General features: G+C 30.2%; 31 protein-coding genes and 2 tRNA genes. 2 read left to right on the forward strand and 31 right to left on the reverse strand.

Annotation, left to right across the window (positions count from 1 at the left end; all coding sequences use genetic code 4):
* Window positions 1-342: 342 nt before the first annotated feature.
* The 30 genes from rpmF to rpsJ all read right to left on the reverse strand — a co-directional run bounded on the left by rpmF (window position 343) and on the right by rpsJ (window position 15,789).
* Window positions 343-540, reverse strand: coding sequence for a 50S ribosomal protein L32 (gene rpmF, locus ACWXVM_RS02855; protein WP_438340879.1), 198 nt, complete (start codon window positions 538-540; stop codon window positions 343-345).
* Between the two features lie 16 nt (window positions 541-556).
* Window positions 557-922: a 50S ribosomal protein L17 gene (gene rplQ, locus ACWXVM_RS02860; protein WP_438340880.1), complete on the reverse strand. Its 366-nt coding sequence runs from the start codon at window positions 920-922 to the stop codon at window positions 557-559.
* Window positions 922-1,983 (reverse strand): DNA-directed RNA polymerase subunit alpha, encoded by a 1,062-nt coding sequence (locus ACWXVM_RS02865; protein ID WP_438340881.1) that lies wholly within the window; start codon window positions 1,981-1,983, stop codon window positions 922-924. The genes rplQ and ACWXVM_RS02865 overlap by 1 nt, the downstream gene beginning before the upstream one ends.
* Before the next feature lie 33 nt (window positions 1,984-2,016).
* Entirely contained in the window at window positions 2,017-2,394 is a 378-nt protein-coding gene (gene rpsK / locus ACWXVM_RS02870; protein ID WP_438340882.1) for a 30S ribosomal protein S11, read from the reverse strand.
* Window positions 2,395-2,396: 2 nt separating this feature from the next.
* Complete coding sequence (gene rpsM, locus ACWXVM_RS02875) at window positions 2,397-2,765, reverse strand: 30S ribosomal protein S13 (protein ID WP_438340883.1); 369 nt, start codon at window positions 2,763-2,765, stop codon at window positions 2,397-2,399.
* Window positions 2,766-2,770: 5 nt separating this feature from the next.
* Entirely contained in the window at window positions 2,771-2,884 is a 114-nt protein-coding gene (gene rpmJ / locus ACWXVM_RS02880) for a 50S ribosomal protein L36 (protein WP_438340884.1), read from the reverse strand.
* 14 nt (window positions 2,885-2,898) lie between these two features.
* On the reverse strand, window positions 2,899-3,135 hold the full coding sequence (gene infA / locus ACWXVM_RS02885; protein ID WP_438340885.1) for a translation initiation factor IF-1: 237 nt from the start codon (window positions 3,133-3,135) through the stop codon (window positions 2,899-2,901).
* On the reverse strand, window positions 3,135-3,887 hold the full coding sequence (gene map, locus ACWXVM_RS02890; RefSeq protein ID WP_438340886.1) for a type I methionyl aminopeptidase: 753 nt from the start codon (window positions 3,885-3,887) through the stop codon (window positions 3,135-3,137). The genes infA and map overlap by 1 nt, the downstream gene beginning before the upstream one ends.
* Window positions 3,881-4,552 (reverse strand): adenylate kinase, encoded by a 672-nt coding sequence (locus ACWXVM_RS02895; RefSeq protein WP_438340887.1) that lies wholly within the window; start codon window positions 4,550-4,552, stop codon window positions 3,881-3,883. Before ACWXVM_RS02895 ends, map begins: the two co-directional genes overlap by 7 nt.
* Window positions 4,546-6,018 (reverse strand): preprotein translocase subunit SecY, encoded by a 1,473-nt coding sequence (secY, locus tag ACWXVM_RS02900; protein WP_438340888.1) that lies wholly within the window; start codon window positions 6,016-6,018, stop codon window positions 4,546-4,548. Before secY ends, ACWXVM_RS02895 begins: the two co-directional genes overlap by 7 nt.
* Window positions 6,018-6,452, reverse strand: coding sequence for a 50S ribosomal protein L15 (gene rplO / locus ACWXVM_RS02905; protein ID WP_455994251.1), 435 nt, complete (start codon window positions 6,450-6,452; stop codon window positions 6,018-6,020). Before rplO ends, secY begins: the two co-directional genes overlap by 1 nt.
* A 23-nt stretch (window positions 6,453-6,475) precedes the next feature.
* Window positions 6,476-7,111 (reverse strand): 30S ribosomal protein S5, encoded by a 636-nt coding sequence (rpsE, locus tag ACWXVM_RS02910; RefSeq protein ID WP_455994253.1) that lies wholly within the window; start codon window positions 7,109-7,111, stop codon window positions 6,476-6,478.
* A complete protein-coding gene (gene rplR, locus ACWXVM_RS02915) occupies window positions 7,111-7,458 on the reverse strand; it encodes a 50S ribosomal protein L18 (RefSeq protein WP_438340891.1) in 348 nt (115 codons plus the stop codon). Before rplR ends, rpsE begins: the two co-directional genes overlap by 1 nt.
* A gap of 21 nt (window positions 7,459-7,479) precedes the next feature.
* Complete coding sequence (gene rplF, locus ACWXVM_RS02920; protein ID WP_438340892.1) at window positions 7,480-8,019, reverse strand: 50S ribosomal protein L6; 540 nt, start codon at window positions 8,017-8,019, stop codon at window positions 7,480-7,482.
* Window positions 8,020-8,047: 28 nt separating this feature from the next.
* Window positions 8,048-8,458, reverse strand: a complete 411-nt coding sequence (rpsH, locus tag ACWXVM_RS02925; protein WP_438340893.1) for a 30S ribosomal protein S8 — start codon at window positions 8,456-8,458, stop codon at window positions 8,048-8,050.
* 2 nt (window positions 8,459-8,460) lie between these two features.
* Window positions 8,461-8,646, reverse strand: coding sequence for a type Z 30S ribosomal protein S14 (locus tag ACWXVM_RS02930; RefSeq protein WP_004417000.1), 186 nt, complete (start codon window positions 8,644-8,646; stop codon window positions 8,461-8,463).
* A gap of 11 nt (window positions 8,647-8,657) precedes the next feature.
* On the reverse strand, window positions 8,658-9,212 hold the full coding sequence (gene rplE / locus ACWXVM_RS02935) for a 50S ribosomal protein L5 (RefSeq protein WP_438340894.1): 555 nt from the start codon (window positions 9,210-9,212) through the stop codon (window positions 8,658-8,660).
* A gap of 21 nt (window positions 9,213-9,233) precedes the next feature.
* Entirely contained in the window at window positions 9,234-9,569 is a 336-nt protein-coding gene (rplX, locus tag ACWXVM_RS02940; RefSeq protein ID WP_444705165.1) for a 50S ribosomal protein L24, read from the reverse strand.
* Window positions 9,569-9,937 (reverse strand): 50S ribosomal protein L14, encoded by a 369-nt coding sequence (rplN, locus tag ACWXVM_RS02945; RefSeq protein ID WP_438340896.1) that lies wholly within the window; start codon window positions 9,935-9,937, stop codon window positions 9,569-9,571. The genes rplX and rplN overlap by 1 nt, the downstream gene beginning before the upstream one ends.
* Complete coding sequence (gene rpsQ, locus ACWXVM_RS02950; RefSeq protein WP_438340897.1) at window positions 9,930-10,211, reverse strand: 30S ribosomal protein S17; 282 nt, start codon at window positions 10,209-10,211, stop codon at window positions 9,930-9,932. Before rpsQ ends, rplN begins: the two co-directional genes overlap by 8 nt.
* On the reverse strand, window positions 10,211-10,438 hold the full coding sequence (gene rpmC / locus ACWXVM_RS02955; protein WP_444705166.1) for a 50S ribosomal protein L29: 228 nt from the start codon (window positions 10,436-10,438) through the stop codon (window positions 10,211-10,213). Before rpmC ends, rpsQ begins: the two co-directional genes overlap by 1 nt.
* Window positions 10,414-10,851 (reverse strand): 50S ribosomal protein L16, encoded by a 438-nt coding sequence (rplP, locus tag ACWXVM_RS02960; protein WP_444705167.1) that lies wholly within the window; start codon window positions 10,849-10,851, stop codon window positions 10,414-10,416. The genes rpmC and rplP overlap by 25 nt, the downstream gene beginning before the upstream one ends.
* Window positions 10,829-11,572 (reverse strand): 30S ribosomal protein S3, encoded by a 744-nt coding sequence (gene rpsC / locus ACWXVM_RS02965; RefSeq protein ID WP_438340900.1) that lies wholly within the window; start codon window positions 11,570-11,572, stop codon window positions 10,829-10,831. The genes rplP and rpsC overlap by 23 nt, the downstream gene beginning before the upstream one ends.
* A 1-nt stretch (window position 11,573) precedes the next feature.
* Window positions 11,574-11,942 carry a 50S ribosomal protein L22 gene (gene rplV / locus ACWXVM_RS02970; protein WP_438340901.1) on the reverse strand — a complete coding sequence of 123 codons (369 nt, stop codon included), beginning with the start codon at window positions 11,940-11,942 and terminating at the stop codon, window positions 11,574-11,576.
* 1 nt (window position 11,943) lies between these two features.
* Window positions 11,944-12,225, reverse strand: a complete 282-nt coding sequence (gene rpsS, locus ACWXVM_RS02975) for a 30S ribosomal protein S19 (protein WP_438340902.1) — start codon at window positions 12,223-12,225, stop codon at window positions 11,944-11,946.
* A complete protein-coding gene (gene rplB / locus ACWXVM_RS02980; protein ID WP_438340903.1) occupies window positions 12,225-13,073 on the reverse strand; it encodes a 50S ribosomal protein L2 in 849 nt (282 codons plus the stop codon). Before rplB ends, rpsS begins: the two co-directional genes overlap by 1 nt.
* Before the next feature lie 114 nt (window positions 13,074-13,187).
* Window positions 13,188-13,652 (reverse strand): 50S ribosomal protein L23, encoded by a 465-nt coding sequence (rplW, locus tag ACWXVM_RS02985; RefSeq protein WP_438340904.1) that lies wholly within the window; start codon window positions 13,650-13,652, stop codon window positions 13,188-13,190.
* Entirely contained in the window at window positions 13,652-14,578 is a 927-nt protein-coding gene (gene rplD, locus ACWXVM_RS02990; protein WP_438340905.1) for a 50S ribosomal protein L4, read from the reverse strand. The genes rplW and rplD overlap by 1 nt, the downstream gene beginning before the upstream one ends.
* 2 nt (window positions 14,579-14,580) lie before the next feature.
* Complete coding sequence (gene rplC / locus ACWXVM_RS02995) at window positions 14,581-15,369, reverse strand: 50S ribosomal protein L3 (RefSeq protein ID WP_444705169.1); 789 nt, start codon at window positions 15,367-15,369, stop codon at window positions 14,581-14,583.
* A gap of 72 nt (window positions 15,370-15,441) precedes the next feature.
* The gene (rpsJ, locus tag ACWXVM_RS03000; protein WP_455966487.1) at window positions 15,442-15,789 is read right to left on the reverse strand and encodes a 30S ribosomal protein S10; all 348 of its coding nucleotides are present in this window, start codon (window positions 15,787-15,789) and stop codon (window positions 15,442-15,444) included.
* A 222-nt stretch (window positions 15,790-16,011) separates the two neighbouring features.
* Here rpsJ and ACWXVM_RS03005 point away from each other — a divergent pair.
* Both ACWXVM_RS03005 and ACWXVM_RS03010 read left to right on the forward strand, forming a co-directional pair.
* Window positions 16,012-16,095 (forward strand) — tRNA-Tyr (locus tag ACWXVM_RS03005).
* 3 nt (window positions 16,096-16,098) lie between these two features.
* Window positions 16,099-16,173, forward strand: a tRNA-Gln gene (locus ACWXVM_RS03010).
* 151 nt (window positions 16,174-16,324) lie between these two features.
* Here the strand turns inward: ACWXVM_RS03010 and ACWXVM_RS03015 are convergent.
* Complete coding sequence (locus tag ACWXVM_RS03015; RefSeq protein ID WP_455994255.1) at window positions 16,325-20,617, reverse strand: hypothetical protein; 4,293 nt, start codon at window positions 20,615-20,617, stop codon at window positions 16,325-16,327.
* Window positions 20,618-20,792 lie beyond the last annotated feature (175 nt).

The following is a 20,792-nucleotide window of genomic DNA, read 5'->3' on the forward strand; positions in this document are numbered from 1 at the left end:
TTTTAAAAAATTAAAATTGACGTTATGGTATTCGTATCCAGTTTTCAAAGAACTATCTTAATATTTGTTAGCAAAAAAGCTACAATTACTATTATACGCTTTTTATTTTTTTTAATAATATTTTTTTATTTTTTTTAAAAAATCTTAGATATTACTAAATTAGTTTAATTAAAAACTAATCAAGCAAAAATAGAAAGCTTATATATTATATATAAAATTTTTTTATTTTTGAAATTATTAATAAAAAAATATAATCTAATATAGATAATATCTTTTACTAAAAAAGTCAATTATAACTTATTAAATATAAAACACCAAGTCAACAACTTGGTGTTTCTAAAATTATTTAATTTTATCATTAATAACATTTTTAAGAACTTTTTCTTCCTTATAAAATCCACAATATCTACATGCTTGGTGAGGAATAATTGATTGTTTGCAATGCTTGCATTCTACTAACGTAATAGGACTTAATGCATGATGACTTCTTCTTAAATTTTTTCTTTGCTTTGAGGTTTTTCTTTTTGGAACTATAGCCATAATTTATCTCCTATTTTTATACTAATTTAATAATTGCCATTTTAGCATTATCGCCAGCACGGTTATTAATTTTAATTATTCTTGTATATCCGCCATTTCTTTGGGCGTATTTTGATGCTAGAACATCAAATAAATATTGTAACGAATCTTTGTTTTCAACTTTTGAAGGAATAAGTCTTAAAAATTTAGCTGCTTGTCTTCTGGTTGAAAGGGTATTTTTCTTTCCGAGTGTAATCATCTTTTCTGCATTTGATCTAATTCTTTTAGCTCTTTCAAGAGTGGTTTTAACTTGACCGTTTACCAATAAATCGGTAACTAACGATCTTTCTACATGGTTTCATCATTCAGTATTTCTACGAAATAGTTGTTTTGGGTTAGCCATTATTCTTCTCCCTCATCTGATTTTTTAAGTTGTTCTAGTGAATCTATCGTGGTGTCGCTTTCGAAATCAGCATCATTGCCAATTCTATTTTTTCAATCATTTCTTTTATCAATAATATCTTGAATTGATTTTTTACCTAGGTTTTTAATATTTGCCAATTCTTCATCAGTTAAATTTAATACTTCTTCAATAGTGGTGAATTTTGCTCTTTTTAAAGCATTTTCTGATCTTACTGATAAGCCAAGTTTACTGATTGATACAGATGACTTAATTTCCTTATCTTTTTTATCTTTATTTTCTTCGAATAATTCTATCGATTCCAAAGCATCAATATTACCAATGATTTGAAAATGAGCAACAATAATCTTAGCAGCCTGTTCCATCGCATCTTTTGCTGTAATCGTGCAATCGGTTTCTAGTTTAATTTTTAATCTTTCTTCAACTAATTTAGATGAACTATTTAATTCCTCAAAAGAGATTGCACATTTTTTAACAGGACTAAAATCACTATCCATTGCTAAAAATTGACCATTTTTAATATTTGATTCTAATCTTGAACCATATTGACTAATTACATTCTTATTTTCTTCAAAATCAACAAAACCGCGACCTTTTCTTAGAAATAATTCAAATTCTAATGAGCCACCTTTGGCTATATTAGCAATGTATTGATCTTTATTTACTATTTCTAGGCCACTAACCTCAGGAATATCATAAGCATAGATTTCGCCTTCCTTATTGGCCTTAAATGATATTTTTGCTAAGTTATCTTTTTCAAACATTTCTTCATTGTAAACAAAACGGATGCTTCTTATATTTCTAACTAATGTTATCGCATCTTCTTGTAAACCACTAATTGTTTGAAATTCATGTTCGACATTATTGATTTTAATCGCAAATGGAGCAACTGATGTAATAGAAGAAAGTAAGGTTCTTCTTAAAGTAGTCCCCATTGTATTTGCATAACCACGCGATAATGGTTCGATTACAAATGTTGTATTAAAATCATTTACTTTTTCAGCGACTAATTCTTTATAAGTAATTTTTTGAATTTTTTCCATAATATCCCCCTATGTTATCCTTGTAAATCTAAATTATTTTTCTCTTTTAAGAATTTTCTTTGGAGGACGAGTACCATTGTGAGGAGTAGGAGTAACATCCTTAACATCCTTAATTGTAAAACCACTTGTTTCAATTTGCTTGCGAGCTGTTGATTTTCCAGGACCAACACCCTTAACCATAATCGACACTTCCTTTAAACCAAATTCTTTGGCTTTTTCAACAGCAGCAGCTGCGGCTAGGCCAGCAGCATATGGAGTTTTCTTCTTCGTACCTTTATATCCAATTGCCCCCGAAGAAGATCATGCAAAAACATTTCCCTTTAAATCTGAAAAAGAAACAATTGTATTTTGGTATGTTGAGTGAATATGCGCAATACCTTGCGTAACAACTTTTTTGTTTTTCTTAGCCATTATTATTTACCTTTCTTTCCAGCAATCGTTTTTCTTGGGCCTTTTCTTGTTCTTGCATTTTTCTTAGTTGATTGGCCTCTTACTGGCAATCCTTTTCTATGTCTAATACCACGATATGATTTAATTTCCATTAATCTTTTAATATTTAGATTAATTTCTCTCTTTAAATCACCTTCAGTAGTATATTGTTTAGCTTCATCTCTAATGCGTGTTAATTCTTCTTCACTTAATTCTTTAACTCTTTTTTCTCCGTCAACATTTGCGGCAGCTAAGATTTGCTTAGCAATTGTTGGACCTATACCAAAAATATATGTTAGAGAAATACGAACTTTTTTATTATTTGGAATTTCTATATTTAAAACTCTAGCCATTTTTTTTATCCTTGTCTTTGTTTGTGTTTTGGGTTAATGCAAATTACTCTATTAACGCCGTGTCTTTTAATTATTTTACAGTCTTTGCAAATGCTTTTAATCGATGCTCTAACTTTCATAATTCTCCTTAGTTTTATTTATGGCGAAAAACTATTCTGCCTAACGTTCAATCAAAAGGACTGATTTCAACATCAACCATATCACCGGGAATAAGTTTAATGTTATGTAGAGACATTTTTCCTGAAATATAAGCCTTAATTTCAAGATTATTTTCTAACAAAACATCATAATTTTTTGTTGAATGCATCTTGGTAACTTTACCAGTCATTTTAATAACTTCTTCTTTTTTATCTTTCTTGTTTTTTCCCATTAAATGTTGTCTCCTGATAATATATATGCTTCACCATTATCAATTAATACTGTTTGCTCGTAGTGCGAAGTATTAAAACCTAATGGATCAATAACAGTTCAATTATCTTCTTTAATTAATGTTTTTTTTGACTTTTGTAAAATCATCGGTTCAATACAGATAACCATACCGTTTTTAATAAAATCACCTGTATTTGGAATACCGTCATTATTTATAAGCGGATCTTCATGCAAACTTTTACCTATACCATGGCCGCAAAATTCATCAGGTGTATAATAGCCTTTTTGACGAATATAATTTCCGATTGCAGCAGATATATCACCAAAGCGTTTACCTACTTTAATTGCATTAAATCCTGCATAAAAAGCGTCTTTTGCAACTTGAATTAATTCCTTATCTTTTTGTGTAATATTGCCAACACCTTTTGTAAAGGCAGAATCAGAATAATATCCTTCCCATACTACCCCGGTATCAATTTTTACAATATCCCCATCCTTAACAACATAATCAGAAGGGATACCATGAATTAATTCTTCATTAACTGAAATACAACAAGTTGCAGGAAAACCATACATATCTAAAAAAGCTGGTTTTCCTCCTCTTTTCTTAATTTCTTTAAAAGCGACGCTATCAATTTCTTTTAAAGAAACGCCTGGTCTTATAAAGTCTCAAAGAATTTTTTTGACTTCTGCCAAGATTGCGCAGGCCTTTTTAATTTTTTGAATTTCGATTTGATTCTTAATTTTTATCATTTCAAGGCCTCTTTAACGTCATCAAACACTTTTTTTAATGATTGATAGCTATTTACTTCTGAAACTATATTCTTTTTTTTATAAAAATCTATTAAACATTTTGTTTGATCGTTATATATCGCAAGACGTTTTAATACTACTTCTTCTTCATCATCAGCTCTTTTGACAACTTCTGTTTTACAATGTTTACAGAATTTATCATTAGCTGGTGGGAATGATTCTAGGTGATAAATTGTTTTACATGAAGGACAAATTCTACGCTTCGATAAACGTTCAATAATTTGTTCATCGGTAATATTTAATAAAATAACTTGGTCAATATAAATCCCTTTTTTTTCAAGTGTATCTAAAAACTCAGCTTGATCAATCGTTCTTGGAAAACCATCAAGAATAAAAGGTATTTTCTCATTAACTAAGCTAGTTAGTTTATTTTCAACTAGCTGATTAGTTATATTATCATCAACATATTTTCCTGATTCTAATATGTTTTTAATTTTTAGCCCTAATTCTGTTTTATTTTTAATTTCTTGACGAAACATATCACCAGTTGAAAGTTGAAAATATCCAAAATTTTCAACTAATAGCTTAGAAAGAGAACCCTTGCCAGCACCTGGTGCACCTATAAAAATCAAATTAGGCTTCTTAATTTGACATCTTTCTATCATATTAAATCTTCGTCTTCTCCATATACTTCTTTTAATTCTTTAATCATTCGTCTTCTTCGCGCAAGTTCCTGTGATTTATATCTTGCTTGAATTTGTTGAACGGTTTCTGTTGCTGTTGAAACTAGAATCATTATTGATGTTCCACCAAACGCTATTGGTGCAGGCATTCCAAACATTTGTTGAATAAATTGCAATGCCCCCAATATTATTAAATACCCAGCAGAAAAGAATGATAATCTTAACACAGTATTTAATAAATAATTTTCAGTTTGTTCACCCGGTCTAATTCCAGGAATAAACGTACTGCTTTTTGCAAAATCCTCACTAATCTTATCAATTTTAGATTGTTGTATTCCCATTAAAATAGTTAATCCAAATGTTATGATAACAAATAAGAAGAATCCTAATGGTTGTGTTAGTTGAAGATTTGAATAAACTCATTGATAATATCTACTTGTATTAGGATCAAATAACCCTGCAATCAATGTAGGAACAGAAAGAACCATCATTGAAAAAATTACTGACATAATTCCTGCCGGGTTTGCTTTGATAGGTAGATAACTTAATTCTTTTTCCGTTTTAGATAATCCTGCCCCAACTTGTTGAATTGGAATTTTTCTTTCAGCAAGAGTAAATAATATTACAACAAAAATTACTAATAAATACGCCAGTAAATAAACAATAAAGTTTAGTGTTTCCTTTAAAACAACCGAATTATTATTTTTTACTGATGGCATATAGTATTCAAAAGCATGTCTGAAGGTTGGAACTAGTGAGCTAGCAATTCCGACAAAGATAATTAAGCTCGTTCCATTCCCAACACCTTTATTTGTTATTTGCTCTGATAAAAATAAAGAAAAGAATGATCCAGCTACTAACAATAAAGGAAGAATCACTCATTGATAAGCAAAGGTTCCTTTTTCGCCAAGAGACTTAACTAAACTATCAGAAAATCTTATACCAAAATTATCAGTCTGTGGATTTACTAATGCTCTTGTAATCAATATTGCTTGAAATATTGCAAAGAACAATGTAACAGTATAAGTTATAAAATTAATTTTTATTCTACCCAATGGACCTGATTGACTTAAACGATGAACCGCCGGGAATGCTTTTGTTTGCAAAATCATCATTACTAGCGATGAAGAAATAAAAGGTCCAATCCCCAAGGCGACTATGGAGAATCTACGTAATCCACCGCCACCTACCAAGTTTAAGATACCAAAGAAATCACCTTGATTCAATCTGTCTTGATGTGCTAATTCAACACCTGGTAAAGTAATAGTACCAGCTATTAAGAAAAGTGAAATAACAAAAAGAGTAAATAAGATCTTCTTAAAAAGACCATGATTTTTTCATCATTCTGATCACGAGTTTCTTTTTTTAGCAAAAAATTTATCAATCGCTAATTTGCGCTCGAGTCTTTTGTTATATATTTCCTTTTCTACCTTAGATCTTTTAGCCATTATTGAACCTCGATTTTTCCTCCAGCTTTTTCAATAGCTTCTTTAGCTGATTGTGAAAGAGACGGAATTGAAACAGTCAACTTTTTAGTTAGTGTTCCTCTTCCTAAAATTTTAACCGGCAATACTCCCTTGATAAGGTTTTTTGCTATCAATGTTTCATAAGAAACAACTTCATTATTTGTATATTTTCCTTCTAGCGAAGAAATATTAACAATTTGGAATTCAACATGATTTACATTATTAAAACCACGTTTAGGAATTCTTCTGAATAGTGGTAATTGTCCACCTTCAAAACCTAGTCTAACTGTACTTCTTTTTGTTTGTCCACTTTGCCCTCTACCAGCTTGTTTCCCTTTACCGGCAGCATGACCACGTCCGACACGATGTTTTTCTTTACGAGCGCCAGGTGTTGCTTTTAATGTATGTAATTTCATAAATAACACTCCTTAATATTATATTATTTAGCTAATAAATGCTTTACATCAATGTCACGTAGTTTAGCAATTTCTTCAACTGTTTTAATCTTCTTAAGTGCATTAACTGTGGCATGAACAATATTGTGTTTTGTTCTTGAACCATATGTTTTTGTAGAAATATCGGTATAACCAGCTAATTCCACAACAGCACGCACTGTATTAGAAGCAATAATACCAGCACCTTTAGGAGCAGGACGTAGTTGTACTTTTGAAGCTAGGAATTTTTCTTTTATTTCGTGTGGAATGGTTCCGTTAACTATAGGAACGTTGAATACATTTTTTTGTGCATCTTTAGCTGCTTTTTTAATAGCATCTTGAACTTCATTTGCTTTTCCGTGTCCAAATCCAACTTTACCTTTTTTATCGCCGACAACAACATATGCTGAAAATGAAAATCTTCTTCCACCCTTAACAACGGTTGTAACTCTGGCAATATCAATAACTTTTTCTTCAAAAATCTTAGCTGCAGGAGTTGCGCTAAATTGTTTCTTAGGAGCAAAAGCTTTTCGTTCAGTAGTTGCTTTATTATTTTCTTTTATTTCTGGTTTTTTAATAGGTGAAACTACCTTAGTTTCCTTAGCTACTTCAGTATTTTCTTTCTTTAATTCTTCAGCCATTAGAACTTAATCCCTTCTTCTCTTAATGTGTCTGCAAATGCTGCTAATTTACCATGATAAATATAGCCTGAACGGTCAAAAACGATTTCAGAAACATTTACTTCTTTTAGTTTTAGAGCAAATTGCTTTGCTACCATTTTTACTGCCTCAATATTATTCCCTTTTTCAGATAATTGTCTAGTTGAAAATGAAGCTAATGTTGTATGTGTTTCATCATTGACTGCTTGTGCATAAAAGTTATGTAATGATTTAAATACAACAACACGTGGTCTTTGTGAAGTACCTTTTGCTAATTTATTAGTAATTTTTAAATGTTTAACTTTACGTCTTTCATTTCTTGATAACATAATTTTTTACCTATTTTTTAACTACTTAGCAGCAGTTTTTCCTTCCTTACGTCTAATAACTTCATCTTTGTACATAATTCCCTTACCTGAATATGGGCTTGGACGTCTAATATCTCTTATATTTGCAGCAAATTCTCCAACAGCTTGTTTATCAATACCAGAAATTATAATATTAGTTGGTTTTGGTACCTCAATTTTTAGATTTGATGGAATTGCCTTAACTACACTGTGCGAATATCCGGCAATTATTTCGATTTCATTTCCCTTAAGTGTTGCTTTGTAACCAACACCCTTAATTTCGATTTCTTTTTTATAACCTTTTGAAACTCCGATTAACATATTACTAATAATAGCGTTTGTTGTACCATGCAATTGCTTTGTAGTTTTTTCTTCATTAGCTCTTAAAGTTTTAATTTCATTATTTTCAATAATAACAGAAATTAATGGTGAAAATGTATATTCTAATTGGCCTAAATTACCTTTAATAACAATATGGTTTTTTGATAAATTTATTTCAACACCTTGAGGAATAGATAAAACTCTTTTTCCAATTCTTGACATAGTTTAAATCCTTAAATCTAAGTAAGTTCTATCAAATAAAGGCAATAACTTCGCCACCTAAGTTGGCTTTTCTTGCTTCTTTATCAGTTAATAGACCTTTTGATGTTGAGATAATTGCTGTACCATATCCACTTAAAACACGAGGTAATTTGTCAGCTGATGAATATACTTTTAAACCTGGTTTAGAAACTCTTTTAATATCTGTAATTGCAGATAGATTTTGATTCATTCCTTTGTATTTTAAAGTAATTTTAATTTCTTTAAAACCTTTTGGTGAGGTAATGATTTCATATGAAGTAATATAACCTTCTCTTGTAAAAATTTCTAAGATTTTTTCTTTTTTAGTTGAGTGAGGAACTAGAACTTCATGATACTTTCTTGAAATAGAATTTTTAATTCTAACAAACATATCTGCTATTGGGTCTGTAATAATAGCCATAATTATCAACTCGCTTTCTTTACGCCAGGAATCTTTCCTTCGTGTGCTAATTCTCTAAAACAAATTCTACAAATTTTATATTTACGTAACACTGCATGAACACGACCACAAATTTGACAACGTGTGTATTTTCTAACTGAAAATTTTGGTTCACGTTCAGCTTTAATCATTAACGCTTTTCTTGCCATACAAATTCTCCTTAATTAGTACCTTTTGCAAATGGAATTCCAAGTTTTTTTAATAATGCAAATGCTTCTTTATCTGAATTTGCACTGGTTACAAGAATAATATCCATACCTTTTAACTTACGAATTTTATCAAATGAAATTTCTGGGAAAATAATTTCTTCTTTAATACCAATCGCGTAGTTACCACGACCATCAAAACTTTTTAAGCTTGTACCATTAAAGTCACGTACACGAGGTAAAGCAATATTAATTAATTTAGTTAAAAATGATCACATTCTTTCACGTCTTAATGTTACTTTTCCACCCATTGGCATACCTTCACGCAATTTTCAAGATGCCAATGATTTTTTTGCCACTGTTTGATATGGTTTTTGTCCAGTTATTTGGCTTAATTCAACCATAACCTCTTCAATAGCTTTTGAGTTTGATACTTCATTTCCGGCTGTCATATTAATAACAATTTTTTGTAAACGCGGAGCTTGCATAATTGATGAGTAACCAAATTCTTTAACTAATTCAGGGCGAACTTGCTCTAAATATTTTTTTTCTAATTCTAATTTAGCCATTTTCTATTTCTCCTTATTTACTTATATAACCTTATTAACTTTTTTCATAACTCTTTGTTTTTTACCGGTCTTAGCATCAACTTTAAATCCTATTTTTGTTCCAATTGACTTTTGGCCTTGTGCACCTTTTTTTGCTAGGTATGCTACATTGGAAATATGAATAGGAAATTCTTTCTTTTCAATTTTTCCTTCAGTATTTTCTTGTGAAGGTTTATGGTGTTTGGTTTTTATGTTAATTTCTTTTAGAACAACGGTTTGTTTCTTGACATTTGTTGATAAAACTGATGCAAATCTACCTTTTTCTTTTCCCGAAATAACTAAAACAATATCATTTTTTCTAATTTTAGCTTGAGACATTATAAAACCTCCGGAGCTAATGAAATTATTTTTAAATATCCTTTTTCACGAAGTTCTCTCGCTACAGGACCAAATACCCGAGTACCTCTCATAGTACCATCTTCTTTAATTAAAACCACAGCATTATCATCAAATCTAATGTATGAACCATTTTCTCTTGCAATGCCTCTTTTTGTTCTAACAATAACTGCTTTTAAAACTTGACCTTCTTTAACCACACCATTAGGGATTGCCTTTTTAACAGTAACAACAACAATGTCACCAATATTTGTGCTTCTTACAACCGAACCACCAAGGTTCTTAATAATCATTACTTCTTTGGCGCCAGAATTATCGGCTACATTACATCTCGAAAATTCACTAAGCATTTTCGTTTCCTCCGATAGCGTGTGATTTAATCTCAACTAATCTAAAGTGTTTAGTTTTTGAAAGTGGTCTTGTTTCTTGTATTTCAACAACATCACCAATTTTTGCTTCATTTTTTTCATCATGAACAGCAAATTTCTTAGATACTTTGAAACGCTTTGAGTATAATGGGTGTTTTGCATATGTTTCAACCATAACAGTAATAGTTTTTTCATTCTTAGTACTAATTACAGTTCCAACAAGCTTCTTACGATGATTTTCTCTAACTTGTTCCATTATTTATCTCCTTCTTCCTTTTTGGCATTTATAGCAGTCAAGGTTCTAGCAATATCTTTTTTAACTAAATTAATTTTGTGGGTTTGGTCTAATTGACGAGTCGCATTTTTGAAGTGTAGAGAAAATAATTCTGCTCTTAATTCTGCTAATAAAGTTTTTAGTTCTTCAACTGTTTTTTTCTTTAATTCAGTATATGACATAATTATTTTTCTCCTTCCGATTGACATGTAGCATCTCTAGAAACAATTTTTCAGGTAACAGGCAACTTGTGACCGCCTAATCTTAAAGCGTCTTTCATAGTATCAGTTTGGTTTCCCATAACTTCAAACATCACTGTTCCTTCTTTAACAACTGCAAATCATTGATCAGGACTACCTTTACCAGATCCCATACGAACACCAATAGGTTTAGATGTTTTTGACATATGTGGAAATATCTTGATAATAACCTTACCTTCACGACCCATACGACGAGTAATAGCGATACGAGCTGCTTCAATTTGTCTTGCACTGATTCATGCTGATGAGGTTGATTTTAAACCAAACTCACCAAACGAAACTGTGTTATTACGATGTGCTTTAGTTTTATCATGGCGGATACGAAACATTTTTCTATGTTTAGTTCTCTTTGGTTGAAGCATGTTTTTCACCGCCCTTTCTAATAACTCTCGGTCTTCTTTCAGTTTTATTTGATTCCAAAGCACTAACTTGTGCTTTTCCGTTTTCTAAAATTTCACCTAATGAAACTCAAACCTTAATGCCCAAGATACCATATGTTGTTTTAGCCTTAGCAACAGCATAATCTACATCTTGTCTTAAAGTATGCAATTTCATTTCACCTTCGGTATACCCTTCCGTTCTAGCCATATCAACACCATTCAAACGGCCAGATACAGAGGTTTTAATACCCTTAGCTCCTGCTTTCATAGCACTTTTGATAGCAAATTTTTGTGCTAATCTGAAGCTTCCCCGATTTTCTAATTTAACAGCAATGCCTTCTGCTAATAGTCTTGCATTTAAGTCGGGATTTTTTAGTTCTATTACATCAATAGTAATATTAATTTTTTTATTTCTTAGTTCTTTTTTAAGAGCTAATGTTATAGCTTTAATATTATCACCATTTGTTCCTAATAAGGCAGCTGGTTTAGCTGTATATACATAAACAATAATATTACTGTTTTGGTTTCTCTTAATTTGAACATTGCCAATTAAATATTCACGAACCTTTTTATCAAAGAAATCATAAATTTTTTGATCTTCTAATAAGAACTTAGCAAAATCTTGCTTGTCTGAATATCAAACAGTATTATGCGGTTTTGTTATACCAAAACGAAAACCATTTGGATTAACTTTTTGACCCATATTATTTTGCCTCCTTATTTAGTTCGTCTGTATTTAATTCCATTAATTCAACATAAAAGTGACTAGTTCTTTTTAAAATTGGGTATGCTCTGCCACGTGAGTGAGGTTGAAATCTTTTTAATGTAGGACCTTCATTTACTAAAATTTTTGAAACTACTAATTTAGTAGCATCTAAACCAAAATTATTTGTCGCATTAGCAATCGCTGAATTTAAAAGTTTAAGAATAATTTCTGAAGCCTTTTTGTATGTTGTTTGCAAAATGATTAATGCTTGTGTAGCTGATTTATAGCGAATTAAATCTGCTACTAATCTAGCTTTTCTCGCACTAATTCTTTGCATTTTAACTGATGCCTTAACTATTTGTGCCATATTATTTCTTTCCTTTAGCCTTATCAGCACCGTGACCATTAAATGTTCTTGTTGGTGCGAATTCACCTAATTTGTGGCCGACCATATCATTTGTTACAAAGACATCAAGAAATGCATGACCATTGTGAACTTGAAATGTTAAACCAATAAATTCAGGATAAATTGTTGAACGTCTTGATCAGGTTTTGATTGGACGCTTTGGTGCTTTATTTTCAATAATAGCAACCACTTTTTTCATTAAGTGATCATCAACAAAGGGCGCTTTCTTTAATGAACGAGACATTATTTACTTTCCTTTCTTCTTCTAATGATAAATTGGTTAGATGATTTTTTAGTTGCTCTAGTTTTAACGCCCAGAGCTTTTTTACCTCATGGAGTCATTGGTGATTTTCTACCAATAGGTTGTTTACCTTCACCACCACCATGTGGGTGATCATTAGGGTTCATGGCTGAACCTCTAACTGTAGGTCTAATTCCTCTCAATCTATTTCTACCAGCTTTACCGATATTAACTAATGAGTGTTCTTCATTTCCAACTTCACCAATTGTAGCGCGGCATACACCTAGAACTTTTCTCACTTCGCCAGATTTTAGTCTTAAGATAACGTATTTTCCTGATTCATCCTTACCTAAAATTTGCGCTGAACTACCAGCAGAACGAGCAATAATTCCACCTTGTTTAGGTTGTAATTCGATATTGTGAACAAATGTACCTTCTGGAATATTTCCAAGTGGTAGGTTATTTCCTATTTGTATATCTACATGTTCTCCTGAAATAACTTTTTGTCCAACCTTAATATTTTTTGGACTGATAATATATCTCTTTTCTCCATCACGATAAACAATTAAAGAAATATTGGCTGATCTGTTTGGATCATATTCGATTGTTTTAACAATAGCCTCAATTCCATCCTTGTTATATCTTTTGAAGTCAATAATACGATAAAATCTTTTTAATCTGCCACCGTGGTGACGAGTTGTAATTTTACCTTGATTATTTCTTCCGGAATGTGTTGGAAGTGCCACAAGCAATGATTTTTCTGGTTTATGTCCAGTTAAATTTGCTTGATAGTCAAGAGAAGACATATTACGACGACCATTTGTATAAGCTTTAAATTTTTTAATAGCCATTGTCTTCTTTTCTCCATTTCTTAAAAATATTTGTTTGTATAATATTTATCTTTTAAGAATCTAAATTATTATTTTTAAAAATTAATCTTATAGTTTTTGTTTTATCGAGATTAATTATTTTGATTCTGTTTCTTGCTTAATTTCTTCTGCTTTTTCTTCAGACTTTTGCGTTTTTGCTTCTGCAGCTCTTTTAATTTTTTCTGCTGCTTTTAGTTCGGCTTCTGATATTTGTTTAACTGTTTCGACATTTTCAGACTTCATTTCAGTTTCTTTTGCCTTCTTTGCTTCTTTAGCTTCTTCAGCAAATAAAACAATCTTTGAATCTTTGTCTAAAAACACAACAGCCTTCTTAACGGCATTTTTAAACCCCGCAAATCTACCTAATTTAGCTGGTTTTTTATCATAATTAATGATATTAACTTTTTCAACTTTAACATCAAAGATAAATTCAACAGCTTTTTTAACTTCAATTTTGTTTGTTCTTCTGTCAACCACAAATGTATAGACATTTTGATTAGATCTAGCAATTTCTGATTTTTCAGTTAAAACTGGATATTTAATAACATGATTAATATTCATTATTTTGCCATCCCTTCTAAGAACTTAACATCTTCCTTGCTAATCACTAAAACATCAGCAGCTACTAATGATTCGATTGACAATGATGTAACCTTGTTTACATTAACATTTGGTAAATTTTTAGCCGACTTATAAATGGTTTCATTTGAAGAAACTATTAGAATATTGTTTAATCCAATTAGATTATCCTTATTTAATTCAACTAATAAGGCTCTAGTTGAAATACTTTCTAGTTCGTATTCTCTAACTAAAACAGAATTTGCATTTGCTAGCATTGTTAATGCTGAGAATAAAGCATTTTTTCTAGCTTTTTTATTAATTTTAAGATTGTAATTTCTTTCGGTTGTTGGTCCAAATGCTCTACCGCCACCAACAAAGATTGGACTTCTTAATGACCCAGCACGAGCATTACCTGTATGTTTTTGTGGTCATGGTTTTTTGCCTGTTCCACTAACTTCACCACGTGATTTAACCTTATGAGTAGCCAGACGTTTTGAGCCTCTTTCTACCAAAATAGCGTCAAAAACTGATTGAGTATGTATCTTTTCTAATCCAAACACACTCTTTGGCAATTCAAAATCACTTTCTTCCATTTTTTTAGCTGGTGATGCTGGTTTATCAACTAAATTTTCTTTTTCAATAAACTCGATAGCATCCTTGCTTTCAACTTTAGCTTCAATAACTCTGTTAGCAATAATTCTAGCCTTTTCTACATCAACACTACCACTATATGCTCCATTACGGTGAAATCATACTCTAGTACTATTCTTAGATTTTTCGCTAACATTAATAAATTCATTAACAGCATCAATAAATTCAGCAAAATTTCCTGAAACTTTTTCTTTTGCTTTTTTGAAATTAAATGATATGTTTCGGTCTTTATCAAACTTTTCTGAGATATAGTATTTATCAACAATTGTAGACATAATTATTTATCCCCTTCTGTAGCTTCTTCAAGAGCTTTCTTCATTTCGCTTAATGACATATCCATATTTAATTCAAGATTATATTTCTTAGCTTGTTCAAAAATTTCATTCTTTGCTAATGTTTCTTTTAAATTAACTAATTTAATTTCAGCTTTCTTTTGAACTGATTTCTTAGCATTTTTAATAACTAACAAAGCGCCTTTTGCTCCAGGAACACTGCCTTTAATAATTAATAAGTTATTTTCTGCTTCAGTTTTTACAATTTCTAAATTTTGAATTGTAACTTGTTCAGCTCCAAGGTGACCAGGCATTGTCATACCTTTTCAAACTCTATTACCAGATATATCACCAATAGAACCGGTTTGTCTTATAGGTTGCGAACCACCACCACCACCATGTGATTTAGGACCAATATGTTGGTTTCATCTCTTAATGGTTCCGGCAAAACCTTTTCCTTTTGAAATAGCCGTAACATCAACCACATCTCCGCCTTCAAAAATTGAGGCATCTAATGTTTCACCTAAGTTAAATCCGGCCATATTACGGATTTCTTTTACGAATCGCTTAGGTGTTGTATTTGCTTGTTTGAAATAATTTACTTCAGGTTTCTTAATTTGAGATTTTTTCTTATCTTCTAAACTAAGTTGTGTTGCAATATAACCGTTTTTTTCTTCGGTTAAAATTTTGGTAACAACATTTGGTTTAACTTCAACAATAGTTACAGGTATTAACTTACCTTCGCTAGTGAATAGTTGAGTCATTCCAACTTTTCTTCCTAAGATTCCTTTCATTTTTATCCTTTCATTTTTTTAAAAAATCGGTGCCACATATACGTATATATTTTAAAAAAAATAATATCTGTATTATGCTACAGATTTAACGCTAATTTGAACACCAGCAGGCAATTCAAGTCTTTTTGCTTTATCAATTAGTGTTTCGCTAACATTTGACAAAACAATTAGACGTTTATGAGTTCTGCTTTCGAATTGTTCACGAGATTTTTTGTTAACATGAACAGATCTTAAAATGGTAACAATTTCTTTTCTTGTAGGTAGAGGAATTGGACCACTTACCATAGCCTTCTCAGCTTTCGCTAGAAGTATAACCTTTTTAGCAGCATCATCTACTAAACTAGCTTCAAAGGCTTTGATTTTAATTTCTAATTTTGCCATTGTTTGTTCTCCTTCTTCATTATATGAAGCACTCCGCATAAGTTCTCGATAACCAAGATGAACAACTAAGCTCGGTATATCGTAACCTTATGCTTCTTTGCATAGTTGCTAATTTATTATACCAAAAACATTTTTTTTGTAATTTTTTTAAACTTTTTTTATATAAAACACTAGAAACTGGGCAACAAGATAATGAATTTATTTTTTATTTTTTAACAAATAATTTTTTTTATAATATAATTTAACTTGCTAATGTAAATTGGAGGGGTAGCGAAGCGGCCAAACGCGGGTGGCTGTAACCCACTTCCTCACGGTTCGGGGGTTCGAATCCCTCCCCCTCCACCATTTTGCCCTTTAGCCAAGTGGAAAGGCAGCGGTTTTTGGTACCGCCATCCGTTAGTTCGAATCTAACAAGGGCAGCCATATCATTAGTTGATTATTTAATCAAACATGACTAGTAAACTCAAGTATTTTAACTTGAGTTTTTTTATTTAAACAAAACAAAAAGCTCAAACCTCTTTATATGGGTAAAAGCTTTTTTGTAACGGCATATTATAATTCTTATTATTTGTTTTTATTTAGATTCACTAAGATTAGATAATATTTGCTTTAATTTATTTATCTCATCTATTAAATCTGAAATTTCTTTCTTTTTCTTGGCAAGTTCTTTATTTGTAATGCTTAGAGTTTGGCCTACATTTTCTTTGTTTTTCAACTCTTTTTGAATGATATTATTGATATCACTAATTTCCTCACTAATATCATTAGCTTGGCTTATTATTTCTTGAAGTTGATGCTTATTCTTCTTTAATTCTTCATTTTTATTTGAAAGACTTTGTTTATTAGATTCAAGATTTTTCTCAGATTTATTAAGTTGCTTTTCGAGACCTAATTTAGCAAATTCTGAAGCATGCTTTTGTTGTAGAACTAGATTTTTTTCATTTTCAATAGAACTAAATAATTTTGTTTTTTCAACTACGTTCTTATTTGCTAATTCAAGTCTTTGTAATATTTGTTTCTTATTTGCTTCTAATTCATTTAGTAATTTTTCAACTTCTTCAATTTCAACAACCTTAGTGTTTAAATTATTACTATCCTCTGCAACCTTTTGCTTTGCGTTTTTTAAGCTTTTGCTAGCATTATTTTTATTTTCTTTAGCATCAATAAATAGTTTTTCTTGATTATTATAAGCTTCTTGTTTTCATTGTACTTCTTTATTTTTATTATTTAATTCTATCTTAGCATATTCAAACAATTCATAAGCCTTATCTTGCTTTTCTAATGAAACATCCAAATCCTGTTGTGCCTTTGCTTCTGCTTGTTGCACGCTTTTTTCTATTTTTTTAGACTCTTCTAAATCTTTTGTTTTTTGATCCTTAATTTCTTGTTTTGATATAAATTCCTTGTTAGCGCCTTCTAATATTTTTTGAGTTTCTTCTTTATTTCTGAGATCATTTTGATTTTGATTTTCAACTTCTTGTTTTAGCTTTTTCTTTTGGTCTAATTCTTCTATTTTTAATGATTCATTTGCAAGTTTTTCTTCATATTCAGTCATTGCTTGATCATTGCTTTTTTTTGCTTCATCTAGTTCTTGTTTGACTTTTTCTACTTCATTTGTTAAGCGATTTAGATCACTAGTTAACTCATTTATTTTTTGTGTTTGGGCTTCTAAATTGCTATTATTTATTTCTTTTTGTTTTTGTGATTGGCTAAGATTAGATTCAGCATTTTTAATTTCTTCTTCTTTATTAGTTTTTTCTTTTAATTTACTTTGTGTTTGCGATTGCAATTCATTTTCTTCGGCAAGTTTATTGTTCTTTTTTTCATTAGCATTATCTAAGGATTTTTGCGCTTCTTGCTCTGCGAGTTTTGCTGCTTCGAATTCTTGTTGCGCTTTTTTTAGCTGTTCTTGCTTCGTTTGCAATTCAGTATTTTTAGTTTGAACATCTTTTCGAGCTTGTTCTAATTTTAGATCAGCTTCTTTTTTTTCTTGTTGCAATCTAGTTTCATTTTGCGTGGCAGTTTCTACTTCGCTAACCTTGGTTTCTAAGAGTTTTTGTTTTTTTAACAAATCAGATTGTGCTTGATTATACTTCATTTCAGCGCTATTTTTTACTTCTTCAGTATGTGAAAAATCTTGATTTGCTTTTTGCAATAGTTTATCTTTATTTGCAACTTCTTGCTTGGCAGTTTCTAATTGCTTTTTAGCTTCCGCAAGTTTTTGTTCAGCCATTGCTTTTTCGGAGCTAGCTTGTTCTTTTTGTGGCATTAAATTATTCTTAACTTCTTCCTTAGTCTTTAAGCTTTCCTTAGCTGCATTGATTGTTTTAAATGTTGCCACATATTGTTTATTAAGTTCATCATATTTTTTATTTGCATCATCAAATTCGCTTTGTTTGGCAATTATTTTTTCGTCAAATTTAGAGTTAGCAAGACTTTGATTTAATTGTTTATTTTCATCATTTATTCTATCAATGTCTTGTTGATTTTGCGCAAGTTCTTGTTTAGTTGTTTCAATTTCTTTTTGTTTTTTAATCACCTTATCTTGCATGTTATGAATATCAGCAAAATAATCATGGTATTCATGAAATTGTTGTACCCAATTAGCAAAGTCTGCATCGCTAAAGCCTCTTTCTAAAAAATCCTTCAATTCAGGATAATCCTCTGGATCAATAGGTTTTTTATCATAAAAATTTGTGCCAACTATTTCTATAAATTTTACATGCGCTTCAATTTCTTGATAACTTTCTCGACTTGTATCTATAACCGATTTAGTAACATCTATTTGTTCATTAAGTGATGAAACTTCACCTTTTAAATTAGACAATTTATCCATTTTTTCGTTTAATTTCTGGTTTTGTCTTTTTAAGTCTTCTTGATTTTTTTTAAGTTGCTGATCTATTTTCTCTTTTTCGCTTCTTAATTGTCTTAATTCAGCATTATTGTTATCTTTTTCTTCTGTTGCTTTTTCTGTTTTTTCTCTAAGTTCATCACTTTTTCTTTGTTCCTCTAATAATGTTTGTTGTGCTTGTTGAAATGCTTCCTCGGCTTGTTGATAATCTCTTGCAGCATTTTGTTCCTTCTCACTCTTTTTGGCAAAATCTTCTTCAAGACTTGAGATTTTCTGTTCAATTTGAGATTGTTTTCCTTCTGCTTCTTGCTTTTCAACATTTGCCTTATTTTTAATTTCTTGTTTCGAAGCTAACTCGCTTTTCTTATTATCTAATTCAGTTTTTGTTTCTTTTTCTTTATCTTTAGCCTTTTGTAATTCAGATTCAGCTACCGCTTTTTCGCTATTCTTTGTTTGCAAATCATTTTGCGCATTTTGAAATTTTTGATCAGCTTCTTTTTGGTTTTTTATTGCTTGTGTTTCTTTATTTCTAGCCTGTTCTAATTCCCTATTCGCATTGGGCAAAGCATTTTCTAATTCTTTTAGTTTTTGTTGCTTTGTTTCTAAAACTTTTTTTGCATCTTTAAGCTTTTGTGTTAATGATGCTATTTCATTTGATATATTTTGAATTTCTTGTTCAACTTTTTTAGTTTTGTTACTTAATTCAGTATGTTGTTTTGATAATAATTTCAATTCATCTTTTTTTGATTCTAGTTCTCTTTGCAATTCGGCTTCTTTTAAAATAGAATCATCATAAGCATCGGATAATTTTTTCTTTTGTAATTCAGCATCTTGTTTTTCTTCATGTTTTTGTTGCTTAGCTTCATTTTTAACTTTTAAATCATTTTCTTTTTCTTTTAGTGTTTCTTTGGTTTTATTTAGTTTAGTTTGAGCATTATTTTTTTCTTTTTTGGCTTCTTCAACAGCTCTTAATGCTAGATCTACCTCGCGAGATTTTTGTAATAAATTATCACTACTTTGTTGTAATGCTTGTTGTACCTTTTTTAATTTATTTGAAGCCTCTTCTTTTATGGCGCTTGCCTCATTTAATTCTCTGGTTGCAATATCAAGAGCTTGTTGTTTTAAATTAACATCTTCACTTTTTAATTGTAATTGTTCTTTAGCTTGATCTAAGAGTTTTTCTTTTTCTATAACTTCCGCATTTAAAAAATCCATTTTTTTCTTAGCTTGGCTATAGCTAGCTTCTGCTGAATTTTGTTGTTTTTTTAAACCTTCTAACTCGTTCTTTAATGTTTGCAAGGCATTATTTTTTAGATCAAAATCTTGTTCTGCTTGTTTAAGTAATTCTGATGCCTGTTTTTCTTTTTGTTTAGCTACTTCAAGATCATGCGATATTTTATCTTTAGCTTGTTGCTTGTTGCTCAATTCCATACTTTTTTTATTAATATCACTTTCGATATTTGAAATTGATTTTTTGGCATATTCATTATCTGTTTTAGCATCAGCCAATATTTTTTTAGCTTTTTCTAATTCGCTAGTTTTTGATAACAATTTTTCTGATTTTTCAATAAAAATCTTATTTGCAAAATCAAAATTTGATTGAATTTTTTTATGTTCTTGTTTTGCTATTTCTAATTCCTTTTTAGCCTCATCATATGCTTTTATTAAACTCGCAAATTCCGCTTCTAGCTTTATTTGTTCATTTTTGATTTCTTCTAACTTAATCCTAGACTCACTATTTTTTGCTTCAAGATTCTCGATATTTTTCATTATTTCTGCAAACTTATTTTTAGAATTTTTTTGTTCTTTTTTAATATATAGCAATGCTTTTTTAGCTTCTTTTAACTGCTTTTGTTTTTGCAAAATAATTATGTTATATTTAGATATATCTTCTGTTTTTTGTGCAATTGATTTATTCTTATTATAACGTGCATAGATAAATGCTGAAATACCTGCGACCACCAGCCCTGTTGACAATCCTAAACACAATGCTAATGTACCCTTACTTCTTCTCATTATTAAATACCGCCCTAAACATTTTTATTAATTGATTCTATTTATTAGTTTTTAGCATACTAATAATCTCAAATTATATATATATATATATATATGAACGAATATCGTCTAAAAAGGGTGCTTTTTAGCTTTTTCTAGTGATTTTACTATCAAGAAGGCAGTTGTTTATTGAAAG

Source organism: Mycoplasma sp. 2261 (genome assembly GCF_053851575.1).